This is a genomic window from Sorangium sp. So ce281, assembly GCF_051527395.1.
In the GTDB taxonomy this organism is placed as follows: domain Bacteria; phylum Myxococcota_A; class Polyangia; order Polyangiales; family Polyangiaceae; genus Sorangium; species Sorangium cellulosum_B.
Genome location: NZ_CP150322.1, coordinates 2,800,762 through 2,817,964 on the forward strand (window position 1 = coordinate 2,800,762; position 17,203 = coordinate 2,817,964).

At 72.7% G+C, this 17,203-nt stretch carries 12 protein-coding genes; 10 read left to right on the forward strand and 2 right to left on the reverse strand.

What is annotated here, in order from left to right; translation table 11 throughout:
- Nucleotides 1–122 precede the first annotated feature (122 nt).
- Together WMF27_RS10710 and WMF27_RS10715 are read left to right on the forward strand one after the other, a co-directional pair.
- Nucleotides 123–596 (forward strand): helix-turn-helix domain-containing protein, encoded by a 474-nt coding sequence (locus WMF27_RS10710; protein ID WP_437769870.1) that lies wholly within the window; start codon nucleotides 123–125, stop codon nucleotides 594–596.
- Nucleotides 593–3,187 carry a VIT domain-containing protein gene (locus WMF27_RS10715; protein WP_437768958.1) on the forward strand — a complete coding sequence of 865 codons (2,595 nt, stop codon included), beginning with the start codon at nucleotides 593–595 and terminating at the stop codon, nucleotides 3,185–3,187. Before WMF27_RS10710 ends, WMF27_RS10715 begins: the two co-directional genes overlap by 4 nt.
- 45 nt (nucleotides 3,188–3,232) lie before the next feature.
- On the opposite strand, the gene WMF27_RS10720 is transcribed toward WMF27_RS10715, so the two are convergent.
- Both WMF27_RS10720 and WMF27_RS10725 read right to left on the reverse strand, forming a co-directional pair.
- On the reverse strand, nucleotides 3,233–4,198 hold the full coding sequence (locus tag WMF27_RS10720; RefSeq protein ID WP_437768957.1) for an OmpA/MotB family protein: 966 nt from the start codon (nucleotides 4,196–4,198) through the stop codon (nucleotides 3,233–3,235).
- Nucleotides 4,199–4,456: 258 nt separating this feature from the next.
- On the reverse strand, nucleotides 4,457–5,068 hold the full coding sequence (locus WMF27_RS10725; RefSeq protein WP_437768956.1) for a hypothetical protein: 612 nt from the start codon (nucleotides 5,066–5,068) through the stop codon (nucleotides 4,457–4,459).
- A 600-nt stretch (nucleotides 5,069–5,668) separates the two neighbouring features.
- Here WMF27_RS10725 and WMF27_RS10730 point away from each other — a divergent pair.
- The 8 genes from WMF27_RS10730 (at nucleotide 5,669) to WMF27_RS10765 (ending at nucleotide 17,200) form a co-directional block, all read left to right on the forward strand.
- A complete protein-coding gene (locus WMF27_RS10730; protein ID WP_437768955.1) occupies nucleotides 5,669–6,760 on the forward strand; it encodes a type III polyketide synthase in 1,092 nt (363 codons plus the stop codon).
- Nucleotides 6,761–6,816: 56 nt separating this feature from the next.
- Nucleotides 6,817–7,779: an aldo/keto reductase gene (locus WMF27_RS10735; protein ID WP_437944127.1), complete on the forward strand. Its 963-nt coding sequence runs from the start codon at nucleotides 6,817–6,819 to the stop codon at nucleotides 7,777–7,779.
- Nucleotides 7,780–7,823: 44 nt separating this feature from the next.
- Nucleotides 7,824–8,210: a nuclear transport factor 2 family protein gene (locus tag WMF27_RS10740; protein WP_437769869.1), complete on the forward strand. Its 387-nt coding sequence runs from the start codon at nucleotides 7,824–7,826 to the stop codon at nucleotides 8,208–8,210.
- Between the two features lie 145 nt (nucleotides 8,211–8,355).
- On the forward strand, nucleotides 8,356–8,727 hold the full coding sequence (locus WMF27_RS10745; protein WP_437768953.1) for a DMT family transporter: 372 nt from the start codon (nucleotides 8,356–8,358) through the stop codon (nucleotides 8,725–8,727).
- 133 nt (nucleotides 8,728–8,860) lie between these two features.
- The gene (locus tag WMF27_RS10750; RefSeq protein WP_437768952.1) at nucleotides 8,861–9,343 is read left to right on the forward strand and encodes a DUF3574 domain-containing protein; all 483 of its coding nucleotides are present in this window, start codon (nucleotides 8,861–8,863) and stop codon (nucleotides 9,341–9,343) included.
- 396 nt (nucleotides 9,344–9,739) lie between these two features.
- The gene (locus WMF27_RS10755) at nucleotides 9,740–14,386 is read left to right on the forward strand and encodes a copper oxidase (protein ID WP_437768951.1); all 4,647 of its coding nucleotides are present in this window, start codon (nucleotides 9,740–9,742) and stop codon (nucleotides 14,384–14,386) included.
- Between the two features lie 19 nt (nucleotides 14,387–14,405).
- The gene (locus WMF27_RS10760; RefSeq protein WP_437944128.1) at nucleotides 14,406–16,586 is read left to right on the forward strand and encodes a YncE family protein; all 2,181 of its coding nucleotides are present in this window, start codon (nucleotides 14,406–14,408) and stop codon (nucleotides 16,584–16,586) included.
- Nucleotides 16,583–17,200, forward strand: coding sequence for an SCO family protein (locus WMF27_RS10765; protein ID WP_437768950.1), 618 nt, complete (start codon nucleotides 16,583–16,585; stop codon nucleotides 17,198–17,200). The genes WMF27_RS10760 and WMF27_RS10765 overlap by 4 nt, the downstream gene beginning before the upstream one ends.
- Nucleotides 17,201–17,203: the final 3 nt, after the last annotated feature.

Here is a 17,203-nt window from a genome sequence, read left to right on the forward strand (position 1 = left end):
GGCGAGAAATCCTTCATCTCCCCGCCTCCCTGTTCAATTTTCCGCTGAAGGTGCAGGGGCGCAGGCGAACTGAAGCTGTATACTTGACAGTTGTAGTGTCTCGATGCAGGGTGCTCCTCGTGATGACGTACAAGCTCGACGAGCTCGCGGGCGAGGCGGGGGTGGCGCCGCGCACGGTGCGGTACTACGTGCAGCGCGGCCTCCTGCCGGCGCCGGAGTTCCGCGGGAAGGACACCTCCTACGGGCGAGAGCACCTGGCGCGGCTCCGCGCCATCAAGGTCCTCCAGCAGGCGCACTTGCCGCTCGAGGAGATCCAGGCGCGCCTCGCGGGCGCGGGCCTCGACGAGATCGAGCGCATCGCCGCGGGGGCGCCGCCGCGCGCTCCGGAGGCGCGCTGCGCCGCCCCGGAGGAGGCCGCGGCGCCGCCCGCCTCGACCCCGCCCGCCGCCGCGCCGCGCGGCGCGCGCTGGGAGCGGGTCGAGCTCGCCGACGGGGTGGAGCTCCACGTGCGGACCGACGCCCCGGAGCGCTCGCGGCGCATCGCCCTCGATATCGAGTCTCGTTACACAACCCTTGCCCCGAAAGGCTCGCGATGAACCCCTCCCACGATCCTTCGCACCCGTCGCCGATGTCGTGCCTTCGCACCTCCGAAGGCCACCCGGTCCCGCTGCTCGGCGTCTCCCTCTCGGGCGAGGTCCTCGGCGGCGCGGCGCGGCTCGTCGTGCGGCAGCGCTACCGGAACGAGGAGCGCCGGCCGATCGAGGCGATCTACACCTTCCCGCTCCCGGGCGAGGCGAGCATCGCCGGCTTCGCCATGGAGTGCGCCGGCCGCAGGCTCGAGGGGGAGGTCAAGGAGCGCGAAGCGGCGTTCCAGGCCTACGACGAGGCCATCGCCACCGGCCACGGCGCGGCGCTGCTCGACGAGGAGCGCCGCAACGTGTTCACGGCGAGCGTCGGCAACCTCCTTCCCGGGGAGGAGACGGTCGTCGAGGTCACGTTCGTGCAGGCGCTCACCGCCGACGAGGGGGCGCTGCGGCTCATGATCCCGACCCTCGTCGCGCCCCGCTACATCCCCGGCGCGACCGGGGGCGACCGGACCGCGCACGGCGTCCACGAGCCCACGGGCGACGTGCCCGACGCCGACCGCATCTCCCCCGGGATCGCGCGGGTCGACTACGGGATCACCGTCGATATCGTCTTCGACCTCGGGCGCGACGTCGCGATCGAGAGCCCGTCGCACGCGCTCTCGGTGCGCCGCGAGGAGGGGTATCGCCAGCGGGTCTCGCTCCGGAACGACAAGGCCGCGCTCGATCGGGACATCGTGCTGCTCGCGGCGGGCGCGCCGGGCGTGCAGGCAGGCGTTGTGTGCGACAGGGCCCAAGGCCAGGAGGGGACCTTCGCCCTCACCGTGGTGCCGGACCTCTTCGACACGCATGCCCACGCGAAGCGGGCGTCCTCCCGGCGCGACGTCGTGTTCGTCGTCGACGTGTCGGGATCGATGCAGGGCGAGTCGCTCGACCAGGCGAAGCGCGCGCTCCGGCTGTGCCTCCGCCACCTCGCCGAGGGGGATCGGTTCGGCGTGATCGCGTTCTCCAGCGATTTCCGGGCGCTCGAGCCGTCGCTCGCCCCGTTCACGCAGAGGACCCTCGAGGTAGCGGACGCGTTCGTCGACAGCCTCGTCGCGTCCGGCGGCACGGTGATGCTGGAGCCGCTGCTCGCAGCCGTGCGCATGCTCGGCGACGCGGAGCGGGACCGCGTGGTCGTGATGCTGACCGACGGTCAGGTAGCCAACGAGGCGCAGATCGTCGATCGCGTCGTCGAGCTGGGCAAGGGGGTGCGGATCTACACGTTCGGCATCGGCACGAACGTGAGCGATGTGCTGGTGAACGATCTCGCGCGCAGAACGCAGGGAACCGCGGAGTTCATCCACCCGGGGGAGCGCATCGACGAGAAGGTGACGGCGCAGTTCGCGCGGGCGACGGCCGTCCGGGTCACGGGGCTCGAGGCGCGCTTCGAGGGGGTCGACGTCGGCGAGCTCGCGCCGGCCGAGCGCCCCGCGCTCGTCGACGGGGAGCCGTGGGTGCTCTACGGCCGCTACGCGCAGCCGGGGACGGGGCGCCTCTCGCTCCGCGGGACCCTGCGCGGAGAGCGCTTCCTTCTCGAGGTGCCGGTCGAGCTCGTGGCGGAGGCGTCGCGGCCAGGGCTCGAGGCGCTGTGGGCGGGCGCGCGCGTACGCGACCTCGAGGAGTCGCAGCGAGGGCTGTCCATCAGGCGCGCCGAGGCGATGCGCAAGCGCATCGTGGACCTCGCGGTCCGGCATCGGGTCGCCTCGAAGCACGCGTCGTTCGTGGTCATCGAGCGGCGGACGGGCGACCGGCGGGCTCACGGGCAGCCCGAGGCGCGGCCCGTGCCGGTGAGCGCCCCGGCGGGGTGGGGGATGTCCAGCCGCCGCGTCCCGGTGGCGCCGGCCGCCGCGTTTGCCGCGATGTCGTTGCGCGGGAGCGGTCGGCTCACGGACAATCCGATCATGAACATGGCCAGGGGCTTGGCGCACGTTCCGAGGGCGGCCGACGGCGAGCGCAGCGCGGCGCCGGCCGCCCCCGGCCTGCAGTCGCACGCCAAGCAGCTCTTCCAGCCGAGCGCCGCGGCTGGCTCGGAGCGCGCCGCGGCGCGCGCGGGCGCCACGGCGCGGGGCGGCGGACCCGCGGGGCCGCAGCACGGGGCTGGACCGGGGGCGCCCCCTGCGCCCGCGCCGAGCGCCGCTCCCGGTCGGACCGAGCCCCAGGGAGCTGGCCTGGGACGCCTCTTCGAGGAGCAACTCGCGTCCGGGCTCTGGGAGCGCGGCGACTCGACCGATCTCGGCCGGCTCTCCAGCACGGCCCTGTGCCTCGCGGCGTGCCACGACCAGGGCGTCGACTCGGCCCACCCCATCTACGGCGCCCAGGTCGCCAAGGCGGTCGAGGCGCTCTGCGCGCTGGCCGCGTCGCTCCTCCAGCGCGGAGGCGCCGACGGGGAGGTGGCCGCGGCGCTCGCGGCGGCCTACCTCGTCGCGAGCGGCCGGCGGCTGCGGGCGCAGGTCCGCGACGCCGTGGCGGCCGCCGCGCCGGAGGCGGCGCGCGCGCTGCTGGGCGAGCTCGGCGATGCCGGGGCGCTCAGGAGAAGGATCGACGCGCTGCGCGGCGCATGACGAGCTCGCCGCGGCCGGATGGCCGCGGCAGCCCTCGCGCCGCGTTCACGGATACGTATCGTCCCCGCCCTTCGTGCCGGCTCCCGGGCGCGCCGCGCCAGCCGGGGCCGCACCAGCCGGTGCAGCCGGTGCTGCGCCAGCCGGTGCAGCCGGTGCCGCGCCAGCCGGTGCCGCGCCAGCCGGTGCCGCCGGTGCCGCGCCAGCCGGGCGAGCAGGGCCCTCCGGGAGCTTCGCTGTCCCCTCGATCACGATCTCCACGCGCGGCTCCTGCGGTTGCGCCGGGGCGCCGCCGCCCGCGTCGGCAGGCGGCAGATCGGCGAAGCTCGCCAGGCTGAGCCGCGCGAGGGGCACGCCGGCCTCCTTGGGCTGCGCGAGGAAGAGCAGCACGGCGCGCGCCTGGGCGACCGTCACGTCCCAGCCGTTGCGCCACGCCACGCCCGGCGTGCCGCTCGCCGTGTGGCCGACGACCTGGTAGCCGAGGCCCTTGAGCGGCTCGTTGCCGCGGATGATCGCGGCGATGTCCCTCAGCACCTTCTCCCCCGCCGGGGAGAGCGCGTCGCGGTTCCCCTTGAACAGGACCCGGCTCGGGATCGAGATGACCACGCGGCCGTCGCGCGGCGCGACCGTGACGTCTCCGGCGGCCACCGGCAGGAACGCCCTTAGGACGTCGCTGTCGCGCTCTGGCGCCGGGCGGGCCCCGGCCGGCTCGCCGCGCGGTGGCGTCGCGCCCAGCCCGACGTCGAGGCCCGAGATCGGATCGTTCGCCCAGCCTGCCTCGGCCGCGGCGCCGCCGCGCGGGCCCTGCTCCTCCAGCTGGCGGACCCGCGCCTGGCTGGCCACGAGCTCGCGCTGGAGGCGCTCGGACCGGTCGAGCTGAGCTTGCCATTCGAACTCGGTGTAGCCGCACCCGGCGAGGAGCGCAGACGCGACCAGCGCGGCCAGGCCGCGCCCGGCGAGAGCGGCCCGGACAGCGCGGGGACGGGGGACCTCGGCGCGCCCCTTCGCGCTCATCTCTGCGACACCCGAAACAGGCAATTGCACTTGGCAGGCTCCTTCTCGCCGGATCATCCGGATCCATCCTCCTCGCGCCGGAGCGCTGAGCGGGCGGGAGCCTATCCGAGCGCCCGTGATCCCACAAGGCGCGGGCGGGCCGGGGCGCGCCCCGGCCTCGGAGACCTCGGCAGGGGACCGGGCCGAGGGATCGACCCGCTCCGGGATCGATCCGCCCGCGCGCGGTCCCGCGCTCGCTCGCGGTGCGGGTGGGCCCGCCTACGACAGGCGCTCGTGGCCGGCGCCGCTCGGCGGCGGGGCCTGGTGCATTTTCCTGCGGTGCTCGAGCTCGGCAGAGATGAGCCGCACGAGCTCCGTCGAGAGGACGATCGCCTCCCGAGGGCCATATCCATGCTTGCTCAGCTCCCGCGCGACCGACTTGGCCAGGATCTTCATGGCCGAGTCGATCTCTCCCGGCGTCTTCGATGTCGACGTCGAGAAGAGGCTCGCGGTCATCCGGGGGTCGGGGCCTCGCCCCTGGCCGTCCTCGGGCGCTCGGCGCAGCGTCGGCTCGCGCTCCGGAGGCGCCGCGCTCCGGAGCGATGGCCTATCGATCGCGTGGCTTTCGTGGTTTTCGGCCGATGCGGGCGTCGTCGTGCTCGTCGTGCTGTCCGTATGCAGCGATGTCGTGTTGTGCGCGCTCACGGTGGATCCCCGTCGTCGTTTAACGGTTTTCTCGCCTTCGTCCTTCGTTCCCGCGCGAGAGGCGCTGTTCATCGCGAGCTCACGCCGCTCGTCGCCGCGGCGGGCATCGGTGGATTTACGTCGCGGGACGAAGTTGACGGCAAAAGCAGGAATGGCACCTGCCGGGGGAGTGTGGAGGCGGTCCACATCGGCCCCTGACCCCACGATAGCAGGGCTCCGATGAAGGGCATCACGTCATCGGTTGTTCGCGCGCGAACACCCATGTTCGCGCGCGCCGCCGGTCGACGCCGGGGGGGCGCTCCCGCGAGACTGCAACTCTGAACGTGCGCGCCAATGCTCCGCCCGCAGGGGGCGCCGTCCGCAGCGAGCGCGAGAGATGGCTTGCCCGGGGCAGACCCAAGTGCGTCTGGCGCGCTCGCAGCGCGGGGCACGGGGCGCCGCCGCCCGCGCTGCGCTCCGCCGGGGAGCCCGGACGCACGCGTGCGCGGATGAGGAACAATCGACGTCGAGCACGGATGGCGAGTCGGATGTTCGCTGGTTGGACACGGCTTGTTAGGAATCGCACGCCTTCCATTGACGATGTATGATCCCTGCGGTACTCGAAGGAATCGTTGGCGGCCCGACGCTGCGGCGCCATGGGCGTCCGGAGGGGATTCCGGGCTTGTAGAGCCGCCGGCGCGGTAAGTCGACGCGACGTCCTTGCTTCCGTGTGCCGCTCCATGGCGCCGTTCGCTGCGGCTCGGCCGACGCCGGACGTTCCGAGTTCATCATGTGTAGGGGGGAAGTATGGCCACACTGTGCAGGCCGGAGGTCGCGGTTCCGGAGTTCATCGTCACGCGGGAAGACACGCTGAAGCTGGCGGAGCGGCTGCACGCGAGAAACCCGCAGCTGAGGCTCGTGCTGCGGCTCATCAACGGCACCGGTGTGCAGAAGCGCCACATCGTGCAGCCTCTGGAGCAGGCGCTCGCTCACCCTGGTTTCGAGATCCGAAATAGAATTTACGAACGGGAGGCCAAGCGCCGGGTGCCGCCGGTGATACGGCAGGCGCTGGAGAACGCCGAGCTCACCGCGCGGGACATCGACGCCATCATCTTCGTCTCGTGCACCGGCTTCATGATGCCGTCGATGACGGCCTATCTGATCAACGCCATGGGCTTCCGCCACGACACGCGGCAGATCCCCATGGCGCAGCTCGGCTGCGCGGCCGGGGCGGCGGCCATCAGCCGCGCGCACGACTTCTGCGCTGCGCACGCGAAGGCCAACGTGCTCATCGTGGCCTGCGAGTTCTGCTCCCTCTGTTACCAGCCGACGGACGATGACGTCGGATCGCTCCTGTCCGACGGCCTCTTCGGGGACGCGGTGGGCGCGGTCGTCGTCCGGGGCAGCGGAGGCACCGGCATCCGGCTGGAGCGGAACGAGGCTTATCTCATCCCGGACACCGAGGAGTGGATCTCGTACGCCGTCAAGGACACCGGGTTTCACTTCCGGCTCGACAAGCGGGTCCCCGGGACGATGAAGCCCCTCGCCCCCGTGATGCGCCGGCTCGTCTCGAGCCACGGCTGGGACGTGGGCAACCTCGACTTCTACATCGTCCACGCGGGCGGTCCGCGCATCCTCAACGATCTGTGCAGGTACCTGGAGGTGCCCCAGGAGTCGTTCCGGTACAGCAGGGCCACGCTGACGGAATACGGCAACATCGCGAGCGCGGTGGTGCTCGACTCTCTGGGACGCCTGTTCGCGGACAGGCCGATGCCCGACGGCGCGCGCGGCGTGATCGCGGGGTTCGGCCCGGGGATCACGGCGGAGATGGCCGTCGGTTCCTGGGTGAACGATCACGGCCAGAGCGGGGGCGGAGCGGGCTCGTCCGCCGCCGCGTGACAGCGGCCCTGTCGCTCCTGCCATGAAAATCGTGTGAGAAGAGGAAGGGAAGGCTGATGACCAACGCATCGCTCAAGACTCCGTCGCTGAAGTTCATGCTCGGCGGCGACCGTCCCGTCTGCCGCATGGGCTATGGCGCCATGTACCTGACCGGCCCGGGCTACTGGGGGCCGCCGGCCGACCCGGACGCGGCCGTCCGGCTCCTGCGGCGCGCCGTCGACCTCGGGGTCAACTTCATCGACACCGCCGACGCCTACGGCCCGGACACCAACGAGCAGATCATCCGCCGCGCCCTCCATCCGTACCCGGCGGGGCTCGTGATCACCACCAAGGGCGGGCTGCTGCGCTCCGGACCGGAGGACTGGACGGTGCAGGGGCGCCCGTACATCGTCCCGTGCGGGCGTCCGGCGTACCTCCGCCAGCAGGTGGAGATGAGCCTGCGAAACCTCGGGCTCGAGCGCATCGAGCTCTATCAGCTCCACCGCATCGACCCGGCCGTACCGCTGGCCGATCAGCTCGGCGAGCTCGCGCGGCTCCGGGAGCAGGGCAAGATCCACCATATCGGCCTCTCCGGGCAGCCCGAGGTCACCGTGGAGCAGCTCGCCAAGGCGCGCGAGATCACCGAGATCGCCGCCGTGGAGAACCTGTACAACGTCGCGGACCGCTCCGGGGAGAAGGCCCTGCGGTACGCCGAGCAGCACGGCATGGCGTTCATCCCGTGGTTCCCCATGGGACACGGCGACCTCGCCAAGCCCGGCAGCGTCCTCTCCGGGCTCGCCAAGGAGCGCGGCGCGACGCCCGCCCAGCTGGCCCTCGCCTGGCTGCTGCACAGGTCGCCGTCCATCCTCGCCATCCCCGGCACCTCGTCCATCAAGCACCTGGAAGAGAACTGTCGCGCGGCGGACATGAAGCTCGACGAGGGCGAGCTGGCCACCATCGAGGACGCCGCCGCCGCCGCGAAGACGTGGCGTCCATCGGCGTCGGAATCGGGGTCCGCCCACACGGAGGAGACGCCGTGAGCACCCAGCAGCAAGCCGGCGCCGCCCACCCGAACGTCCAGAAGCTGCGCGCCCTCTACGCCGATCTGTCGCGCATCGGGGAGTTCGTCGCCGACGACATGGTCCTGCACACCGCGCACCGGGAGCTCTGCCGCGACAGGGCCGCCGGCCGCGTCGTCGGCAAGGCGGCCGCCGCCACCCACGAGCGCGAGCTGATCCGCATGACCGGCGGCACCCTGCTGATGGACGTGCAGCACATCTTCGCCAACGATCACTTCGGCGCCGCGTTCGGCGTGCTGCGCGCCCACCTCGGCGGCGCGAGCCTGGCGATGCCGTTCTGCGGGGTCTGGCGCTTCCGCGGGGGCCTGATCACGGAGCACTGGGAGAACGCGTACGACGTGGCCTCCGTGATGGCCTTCCTCGGCGACGAGAGCGGCGCCCCGCCCGCCTGAGCCGCCGGGGGGCCGCGCCGCGAGGGCCTCGCCCCACCCTTTGTCGTTCCCGCCATCCTCCCGGATCTGCTACTGCTGCCCGCCGCGAAGGTGCCCCCCGGGCACGGCGAGCTCCCCCGCGGAGCGCGCTCGCCGCACGTCAGTCATGGCTCAAGGTTACCTCTTCCTGATCATCGCCCTCGTCTTCAACGCGACAGCGAACATCCTGATGAAGCTGGCGTCGCGGCGCGTCCCCTCGATGGAGGGGTTATCCCTCGTCGAGAAGTGCCTCGCGCTCGTCACGAACTACCACCTCGTGCTGGGGCTCGTGCTCTTCGCGTCGAACATCCTGTTCTACGTCCTGGCGCTCAAGCGCATCAACCTGTCGATCGCCTATCCGATCATGTCGTCGGGCGGCTTTCTGCTCATCTCGGTCTTCTCCGTCTACTTCCTGCGCGAGACGCTGACGGCGCTTCAGATCGGCGGCATCGTCCTGATCGCGGCGGGGATCGCGCTGCTCGCGTACAACATCACCTAGGCCTCCGGCCGGCCTCCGCGGCGCGACGTCGGACCGCCGGACCGGCCTGCCGGTCCGCCCGCCCTCGGCGTGGCGCCGTGGTACGGTGGCGCGCGCCTCGCGCCCGAACGCCCTCACCCCGGAGACCGCCGCCATGCGCCGCCGAACGCCCCCGCGTGCCTTGCTCGCCGTGCTCCTCGCGACGCCCCTCGCGACGCCTCTCGCGACGCCTCTCGCGACGACTGCGTGCCACGGCGGCCGCCAGGACGCCGCGCACCCCTCGCCCGGCCGGGCCGGCGCCGCCTGCGGGCGCGGCGATCCGATGACGCGGACCGAGCTCTTCTTCGGCCTGGACCGGTTCGCGCTGCCCCCCGTGACGCAGGCGGAGTGGCAGCAGTTCGTCGACACGGCGGTCACCCCGCGCTTCAAGGACGGGCTCACCCAGTTCGATGTCGACGGCCAGTACCTCGCGACGACGGGGAAGCTCGTCCGCGAGGACAGCCGGCTGATCATGCTCCTCCACGACGGCGGCCAGGTCGCCTCGGACGCCATCGACGCGATCCGCAAGGAATACAAGGTTCGCTTCAACCAGGAATCCGTGCTGCGTATCGACGAGCCCGTCTGCGTCGGCTTCTGACGCCTGGAACCGCTGCTGAAGGCAGCGCTTCGCCCGCCGCGGGGACAGCGCATGTCCCGCGCGTGTCTGTTCGGAACAGCGCCTGTTCTCTCGCCTCGGCGGGCGCCTGATCGCGAAGATTCTTGACCGGCGGTGGGCTGGGAGACAGAGTTTTATTACAACTGCCAGGCTTCGGTCGGCGGGTGGCCGCGCGTCGCGCGCATCCGTCGGCGTGCTCGTGCCTGGCGTTCATATGAAAAGCGTTCGACGCGAGCGCTCCTGCTCGGCTCCACCCGGAGCAAGGAGATCCCCGTGCTGATGAGGCTTCGCTGGCGGTCCGGATGGGCCATGGTGAGTGTGGCTGTCCTTGGGTGCTCTGGCTCCGAGGCGCCTCCTCCTCCGGAGGAGGAGAGCGTCTTGGAGAGTCAAGATGAGGTGCGCTACGACTTCCATGCACCCGCGTCTGGAAGGACGGTGTTCGCGGACGTCGTGGCCATCGATCAGATGTTCGTCTACGACCGCCTCGGCGCGTTCAACCCCGGGGGCATGGTGTACGCGCTCCGCCGGGACGTGGTGGCCGCCGATCCGTCGGAGCCCGTCGGCCCTGGCAACGCGACGCTGCGGCCGGGCAAGCGCCCGAGGCCCCTCGTCCTCCGGGTCAACGCCGGCGACAGGCTCTCCATCTCGTTCACCAACTGGCTAACGCCCGCGACAGGCCCGCTGCCGAGCACCTCCGCGTCGACGCGTGACGCCTCGATCCAGGTGGTCGGGCTCCAGATCCGGAACATCGACGCGCTCGCGGGCGACGTCGGGAACAACGAGAGCTCGCTGGCCGCGCCGGGCGAGACGCGCAAGTACGAGCTCTTCGCCGGCCGCGAGGGCACGTTCCTCATGCACAGCGGCGGCGCCATGGTCGGCTCGGAGCCCGGGCCGGGGCGGCGGATCTCCCAGACGCTGTACGGCGCCGTCACCGTCGAGCCGCCGGGCGCGGTCGCGTACCGCTCGCAGGTGACGGCCGCCGAGCTCTCGGCCGCCTCCCTGAACCCCTCGAACCCGGACGGCACGCCGCGCATCGACTACGACGCGGTCGACGCGTCCGGTCGGCCGATCCTGAAGATGATCGACGACGCCGGCGAGATCGTGCACGGCGACGTCAACGCCGTCATCGCGGGCTTCGACGAGACGGAGGCCGGCTCCCCCGCCTCCGAGAACATGGGCTATTTCCGCGAGTTCACGGTGCTCTTCCACGACATCCTGAGCGTCGTGCAGCCCATCGCGGAGTACCAGGCGGACCCGCGCTACAACGGCGTGCGCACCGGCTTCGGCATCAACTACGGCGCCGCCAGCCTGGGCAGCGCCGTCTTCGCCAACAAGCAGAGGATCGGCCCGAGCAAGCGCTGCGAGGAGTGCAAGTTCGAGGAGTTCTTCCTGAGCTCGTGGGTCAACGGGGACCCGGCGCTGAACATCGATCGGGACGACGCCGGCAACGCGACGGAGGCGCTCTATCCGGACGACCCCTCGAACGTATCCCACGGTTACCTCGGGGATCCCGTCCGCGTCAGGAACCTCCACGCCGGGCCCAGCGAGACGCACGTCTTCCACCTCCACGGCCACCAGTGGCTGCGGTCGCCGGGCAACGAGAAGAGCGCGTACATCGACTCGCAGACCATCGGCCCGAGGGCCGCCTACACGTATGACATCACCTATGGCGGAGGCGGCAACCGCAACCTCTCCGTGGGAGACGCCATCCTCCACTGCCACCTGTATGCCCATTTCGCGCAGGGCATGTGGGGGCTCTGGCGCACACACGACGTCTTCGAGGCGGGCACGCCGGACCGCTCGCTCCCGGACGGCGAGCTCGCGGCGGGGACGCCCACGCCCGCGGTCGTGCCGATCCCCGGCGTCGCGCTGGCGCCGATGCCGACCTACGAGCGGACGTCGGTCAGGATGGCCGACGGGAAGACCGAGGAGCGCGACCCCTTTCCGGGTTATCCGTTCTACGTCGCCGCGGTCGCGGGACACCGGCCGTCGCAGCCGCCCCGCGACATGGAGCACGACGGCGGGCTCCCGCGCCACTACATCGCGAACGTCCCGCCGGGGGGCGCGGTGGCCGGCGGCCGCGGCTTCTTCGACGTGCAGCTCTCCAAGGCCGACGTGCAGCTCTTGCCGAAGGACGGCACCCCGTCGGAGGTGGCGGCCGCCAACTTCCACGCGGGCGCGTTCCCGGGCGCCGTGCGCGCGCCGGAGCGCTACGGCTTCCCCGTCAAGGGCTACCCCGCCTTCACGGCGGCCGGCGAGCCGGCGCTCTTCCTCGTGAACGGCCAGCCGCCGGCCGCGGGCGCCCCCTTCGCGGACCCGTGTCCGCCAGGCGCGCCGGTGCGCACCTACCGCGCGGCCTACGTCCAGACCAACGCCCCGGTGAACCGGGCCGGCTGGCACGACGCGCAGGCGCGCATGATCGTCCTCGAGAAGGACGTCGAGGCCACCCTCGACGGCACGAGGGCGCCGGAGCCGCTGTTCATCCGCGCGCAGTCCGGCGAGTGCGTCGTGTTCCACGCGACGAACCTCATCCCGGCGGTGCTCGCGGAGGACGACTTCCAGGCCGCCGCGCCCACCGACGTCATCGGCCAGCACATCCACCTCGTGAAGTTCGACGTCACCTCCTCGGACGGCGGGGCGAACGGCTTCAACTACGAGGACGGGGCCCTCGCGATGGAGGAGGTGGCGGCGCGCATCCAGGCGGCCAACGCGGCCGGCGGGGCCCTCGCCGCCGGCGTCAGGAGCGGCGAGCCCGGGGCGCGCGTGCGGCTCGAGGACCCGACACGCCACCCGCGCATGACCACCCCGTCGCTCGGGGCGCAGACCACGACACAGCGCTGGTTTGCCGATCCGATCCTGAGCGAGGCCGGCCAGGACCGCGCGCTGAGCACGGCCTTCACCCACGATCACTTCGCCGCCTCGTCGCACCAGCAGCACGGGCTCTACGGCGGCCTCATCGTCGAGCCGGCCGGCTCGATCTGGCGCGATCCGGAGACCGGAGCGCTCTTCGGCGATCGCAGCGACGGCGGGCCGACGAGCTACCGCGCCGACATCCTGTTTCCCCCGGGCGACCACCGCAGCCCGTTCCGCGAGTTCAACCTGAGCATCGCCGATTACGGCCCCGTCTACGACGAGTGCGGCCGGCCGGTGAACCCGTCGTCGCAGGCGCCGGCGCCGCTGCCGGTGGCCATCACCCATGGGCCCTCCACCCCCGACGCGATCTCGTGGCGTGACTCGGGCGTCGGGCTCATCAATTACAGGAACGAGCCGATCCCGCTCCGGATCGCCGAGCGCAACTGCAGCACGCGCGCGGTCGTCCAGAAGAGCGGCGACGCCGGCGCCATGCACAACGTCTTCAGCTCGCGCGTCCACGGCGATCCCGCGACGCCGCTGCTCCGCGCGTACGAGGGCGATCGCACGCTGATCCGCCTCACCCAGGGCGCCCAGGCGGAGCAGCACGTGTTCACCGTGCACGGGAAGAAGTGGCTGAACGAGCCGACCGATCCCGACAGCGGCTACGCCAACGGGCAGGCCATCGGCGTCTCGGAGCAGGCCGACCTCGCGCTCGACGCGGCGCCCCTCTTCCGGAAGAACGCGGCGGGCGGCGCGGACTACCTCTATGCGGGCGCGCCGACGGACGATCTCTGGGAGGGGCGGTGGGGCATCCTGCGCGTCCACGGCGAGCGGCAGACGGATCTCCTGCCGCTCTCGGGCGCGCCGCTGCCGACGGGCAGGCGCCGGGAGGTCGAGGTGTGCCCGCCCGAGGCGCCGAAGAGGGCGTATGTCGTCCACGCGATCACCGCGCAGGGCAACCTGCCGGGCGATCGCCTCACGTACAACCCGACCTACGGCCTCAACGATCCCAACGCCATCCTGTTCGTCCTCGAGGAGGATCTGGCCGCCCTGCGCTCGGGCGCGCGCCCGCCCGAGCCGCTCGTCCTGCGCGCGGCGGCCGGCGAGTGCGTCGAGGTCACGCTCGTCAACGACCTGCCCGAGGAGCTGCCGAAGTCGCCTCACTGGAACTACAACGCTCCCATCGTCGACGGGTTCAACGTCAACCAGGTGAAGCCGTCGAACCGCGTCTCGCTGCACGCGCAGCTCGTGGGGTACGACGTGACGGCGAGCGACGGCGCGAACGTGGGTCAGAACCCCGATCAGACGGTCGAGCGCGGGGAGCAGCGGACGTACACCTGGTATGCCGGCGACATCTCCGTGACGGCGCGGGGCGACGTCCGCTGGCAGCCCGTCGAGCTCGGTCCCGTGAACCTCAAGGACATGGCGGACGTGGTGAACCACCCGATGCATGGCGGGATCGGCGCGCTGATCGTCGAGCCGGAGGGCGCCGTCTGGTACCCGAGCCGGGACTCGCGCGCGGCCGCTCAGGTGAAGTACCGGGACGAGAACGGCTCCGAGATCTGGTTCCGCGAGTTCGTGCTCCTCTACCAGGACGAGGTGCCCTTGCAGTCGGATCAGGCGGCTTTCCGCTGCCTCAACCCGGCCCTGGGCTGCGGCGCCACCCTCGCGAACGTCTCTGGCCCTCCCGATCCCGACTTCACCGGCCACAAGGCGTTCAACTACCGCGCCGAGCCCATCTGGGCGCGGCTCGGCGTGGGGCCGGACGCGCCTCTCGGCACCCGCCCGGGCCTCGACGTCAGCGGCGTCTTCAGCTCGGCGGGGCGCGGCGATCCGGCGACGCCCGTCTTCACGGCGGGGCGCTATGACCGCGTGCGCTTCCGCGTGCTGCAGGCCTCGGGGCACCGGCGCCAGCACTCGTTCGGGCTCTCGAACACGGAGTGGGCGTACAACCCGTGGGCGGAGGGCTCGGGATCCCGGTACCAGGGCCGGAACAGCAAGAGCTTCGCCGTGAGCGCGCACGGCGGCATCGGCCCCATGACCGCGTGGACGGTGACTCCCTACTTCAGGTCGGGCGGCATGTTCGAGGTCCCCGGCGATCGCCTCTACATGGACCAGTCGAACGCCATGCTCACCGGCGGACTCTGGGGCATCTGGCGGGTCACGCCGTGAGCGGGAGGAGGGGCCTGTGATGCGACGGATCTCGATGGACGGCGCCTCGATGGGCGCGCGCGGACTCTGGCTCTCGCTGGCCTGGCTCGGCGCCTCGACGGCGCTCGGCTGCGGCCGGAGAGAGGCACTCCCCGCCCCGGGGGACCCGGGGGCCGAGCGGCCGGCGCAGCCGGCGCAGCTCGCGCCGCCGGCGCAGCCCGAGGAGCCGGCGGCTCCCCTGCAGGAGAGCCGGGTCGAGCGCGATGGGCTCTCCATCGCGTTCGCCCTGCGGCCGCTGGACCGCGGCCAGCAGGGCGGGGGGAGCGGCCTCGGGGCGGCGCGGGCCGCGGCGGCGGCGGGCTCCGACGTCGTGGCCGAGTTCACGATCACCGACGCGTCCACGGGCGCGCCGGTCCGTGGCCTCACGCCGCTCGGCTGGATGTCGCGCCGCGCCGGGGCGGACGGCGCCGCCGCGGCGAGCTTCCCCGGCGGCGCGCCCGCGGCGAGCCTCGCCAGCGGCGCGGTCGACGCCGCGCCGGACGAGGCGGCGTGCCGGGGGAAGATCAAGAGCTTCACCGCGGGCCTCCTGTCCGTGCGCCCCGAGGTCGACATGAACGCCTACCTCCTCTGGACGCTGAACCAGGACAACACCCTCTCGGCCATCAACCCGCAGGTCGCCCTCGCCAGGACGCAGCTCCGGAGCGTGGTCAGCCTCGCGGGCCGCGGCGTCTCGTTCGTCCTGCACCCCGACCGGGAGAGCCTCTACGTCACGCTCCGGGGCGGGCAGGGCCTCGCCGTTGTCGACACGCGGCGGGGGCTCGTCCGGACGAACGTCCCCGTCGGCCAGGATCCGTCGCGCGTCGTTGTCGCCCCCGACGGGCGCACGGTCTGGGTGGGCAACGACGGCGACGGGACGGTGAGCGTGATCGACGCCCGCTCGACGGACGTCCTAAGGACGCTCCCGGTGGGCCCGGGTCACCACGAGATCGCCTTCACCGGCGGCGGCCGCGCCGCGTGGATCACGAGCCAGCAGGGCGAGTCGGTGGCCGTGGTGGACGGCGAGACGCTCGAGCCGCTCGGCGAGATCGCGGTGGGCGAGGGGGTCGTCTCCATCGCGGCGAGCGATGAAGCGGGCGTGGTCCACGCGGCGAACGCCGCGCGCGGCGAGGTCGTCGTCCTCGATGCCGCGCGGCGCGCCGTCGCCGGGCGCGTCGCCCTGAAGCCCGGGCTCGGCGCGCTCCAGTTCGACCCGCGCGGGCGGTTCTCGTTCGCGCTGAACCCGGCCGCGAACGAGGTCGCCGTCCTCGACGGCGCGACGGGCGCGGTGGCGCACACGCTCACCGGGCTGGCCGCGCCGGACGCGGTCACCTTCACCGGGGCCTTCGCCTACATCCGCAACCGGGGCGCCGCGCGGGTCTCGCTCGTCGACAGGGCGGCCCTCGGCGGCCCCGCGGCCCCGCCGCTCGTCGACATCGCGGTCGGCCAGGGCCCGCCTCTCGCCGCCGCGGCGCGGCCAGGGCCGGCCGCGCTCGCGACGCCCATCGCGCCCCTGCCCGAGGGCAACGGCGCCCTCGTCGCGAGCCCGGCCGACAAAGCGCTCTACGTCTACGTGGAGGGCATGATGGCCCCGATCGGCACCTTGCCGAGCTACGGCCGCGAGCCGCGATCGATCCTCGTCGAGGACAGGTCGCTCAAGGAGGTGCGTCCGGGCGTGTACGCGACCACGGTGCGGCTCGGCGAGGGGGGGCTCTACGACGTCGAGCTCCTCCTCGACCGCCCGCGGACGGGGGTGTGCCTCGAGGCGACCGTGGCGCCCGCGCGCTGCGCCCCGGGCGACGGCGAGGCCGACGCGTCCGGCTGCGGGGGCGATCCCGTGAAGGACATCGCGATAGCGCCGCTCTTCGAGCCCGATCTGCGGCTCGCGGCGGGCGAGCCCGCGACGCTGCGCTTCCGCGCGACCGCCGGCGAAGGGGGCCCTCCGCTCGACGCTGAAGACATCGAGGTGATGGTCGTCCGGTTCCCGGCCGGGTACCGCTTCCGCGGCGCGCCGCGGGCCGAGGGGGACGGCACGTTCTCCGTCGCGTTCACCCCGCCCACGCCGGGCCAGTACCGCTTCCTCGCCGCCGTCCCGGGGCGCGGGGCGCCTGTCGGCGCGCTCCCGTCCGTCCCGCTGCGGGTCTCCCCGCGCGGCGCCGGCGCGCAGGGCGGAGGTGCGCGATGAGGCCCGGGGCGGCGCTCGCCGCGGCGGCCCTCGCGCTCGCGATCTGCTCGGCAGCGCGCTTCACGCCCGCGGAGGGCAAGGCGCCGCGCGTGGAGCGGATGAAGATCGGCGGCGTCTCCCGGGAGGACGACGCCGCCGCGGCGCGGTACTTCACCAACACCGAGCTCGTCGACCAGCACGGCCGCGCGCACCGCTTCTACGACGGGCTGCTGCGGGGCCGGAAGGTGCTCATCAACTTCGCCTTCACCTCGTGCAAGGGCGTCTGCCCCACGATGACGGCGAACCTCGCGCGCGTGCAGGCGCTGCTGCGGGCGCGCGGGCAGGCGGTGACGATGCTGACGATCACGGTCGACCCGGAGAACGACACGCCGGCCGCGCTGAAGGAGTACGCCGCGAAGTTCAAGGCGGGCGAGGGCTGGTACTTCCTGACCGGCACGCCCGAGAACGTCGCCACGGTGCTGAAGCGCCTCGGCGGCCAGGTGAAGCGGCCCGACGAGCACACGATGACGCTGCTCGTCGGCGACACGTCGACCGGCATGTGGTTGAAGGCGTTCGCCACCGAGGCGCCCGAGGCGCTCGCGCACGCCGTCCAGCACCTCAACGACCCACGGTGAGGC

Coding starts and splice junctions, on each gene's coding strand:
- WMF27_RS10710 (WP_437769870.1), top strand. CDS start 123: ATGACGTACAAGCTCGACGAGCTCGCGGGCGAGGCGGGGGTGGCGCCG.
- WMF27_RS10715 (WP_437768958.1), top strand. CDS start 593: ATGAACCCCTCCCACGATCCTTCGCACCCGTCGCCGATGTCGTGCCTT.
- WMF27_RS10720 (WP_437768957.1), bottom strand. CDS start 4,198: ATGAGCGCGAAGGGGCGCGCCGAGGTCCCCCGTCCCCGCGCTGTCCGG.
- WMF27_RS10730 (WP_437768955.1), top strand. CDS start 5,669: ATGGCCACACTGTGCAGGCCGGAGGTCGCGGTTCCGGAGTTCATCGTC.
- WMF27_RS10735 (WP_437944127.1), top strand. CDS start 6,817: ATGACCAACGCATCGCTCAAGACTCCGTCGCTGAAGTTCATGCTCGGC.
- WMF27_RS10745 (WP_437768953.1), top strand. CDS start 8,356: ATGGCTCAAGGTTACCTCTTCCTGATCATCGCCCTCGTCTTCAACGCG.
- WMF27_RS10750 (WP_437768952.1), top strand. CDS start 8,861: ATGCGCCGCCGAACGCCCCCGCGTGCCTTGCTCGCCGTGCTCCTCGCG.
- WMF27_RS10760 (WP_437944128.1), top strand. CDS start 14,406: ATGCGACGGATCTCGATGGACGGCGCCTCGATGGGCGCGCGCGGACTC.
- WMF27_RS10765 (WP_437768950.1), top strand. CDS start 16,583: ATGAGGCCCGGGGCGGCGCTCGCCGCGGCGGCCCTCGCGCTCGCGATC.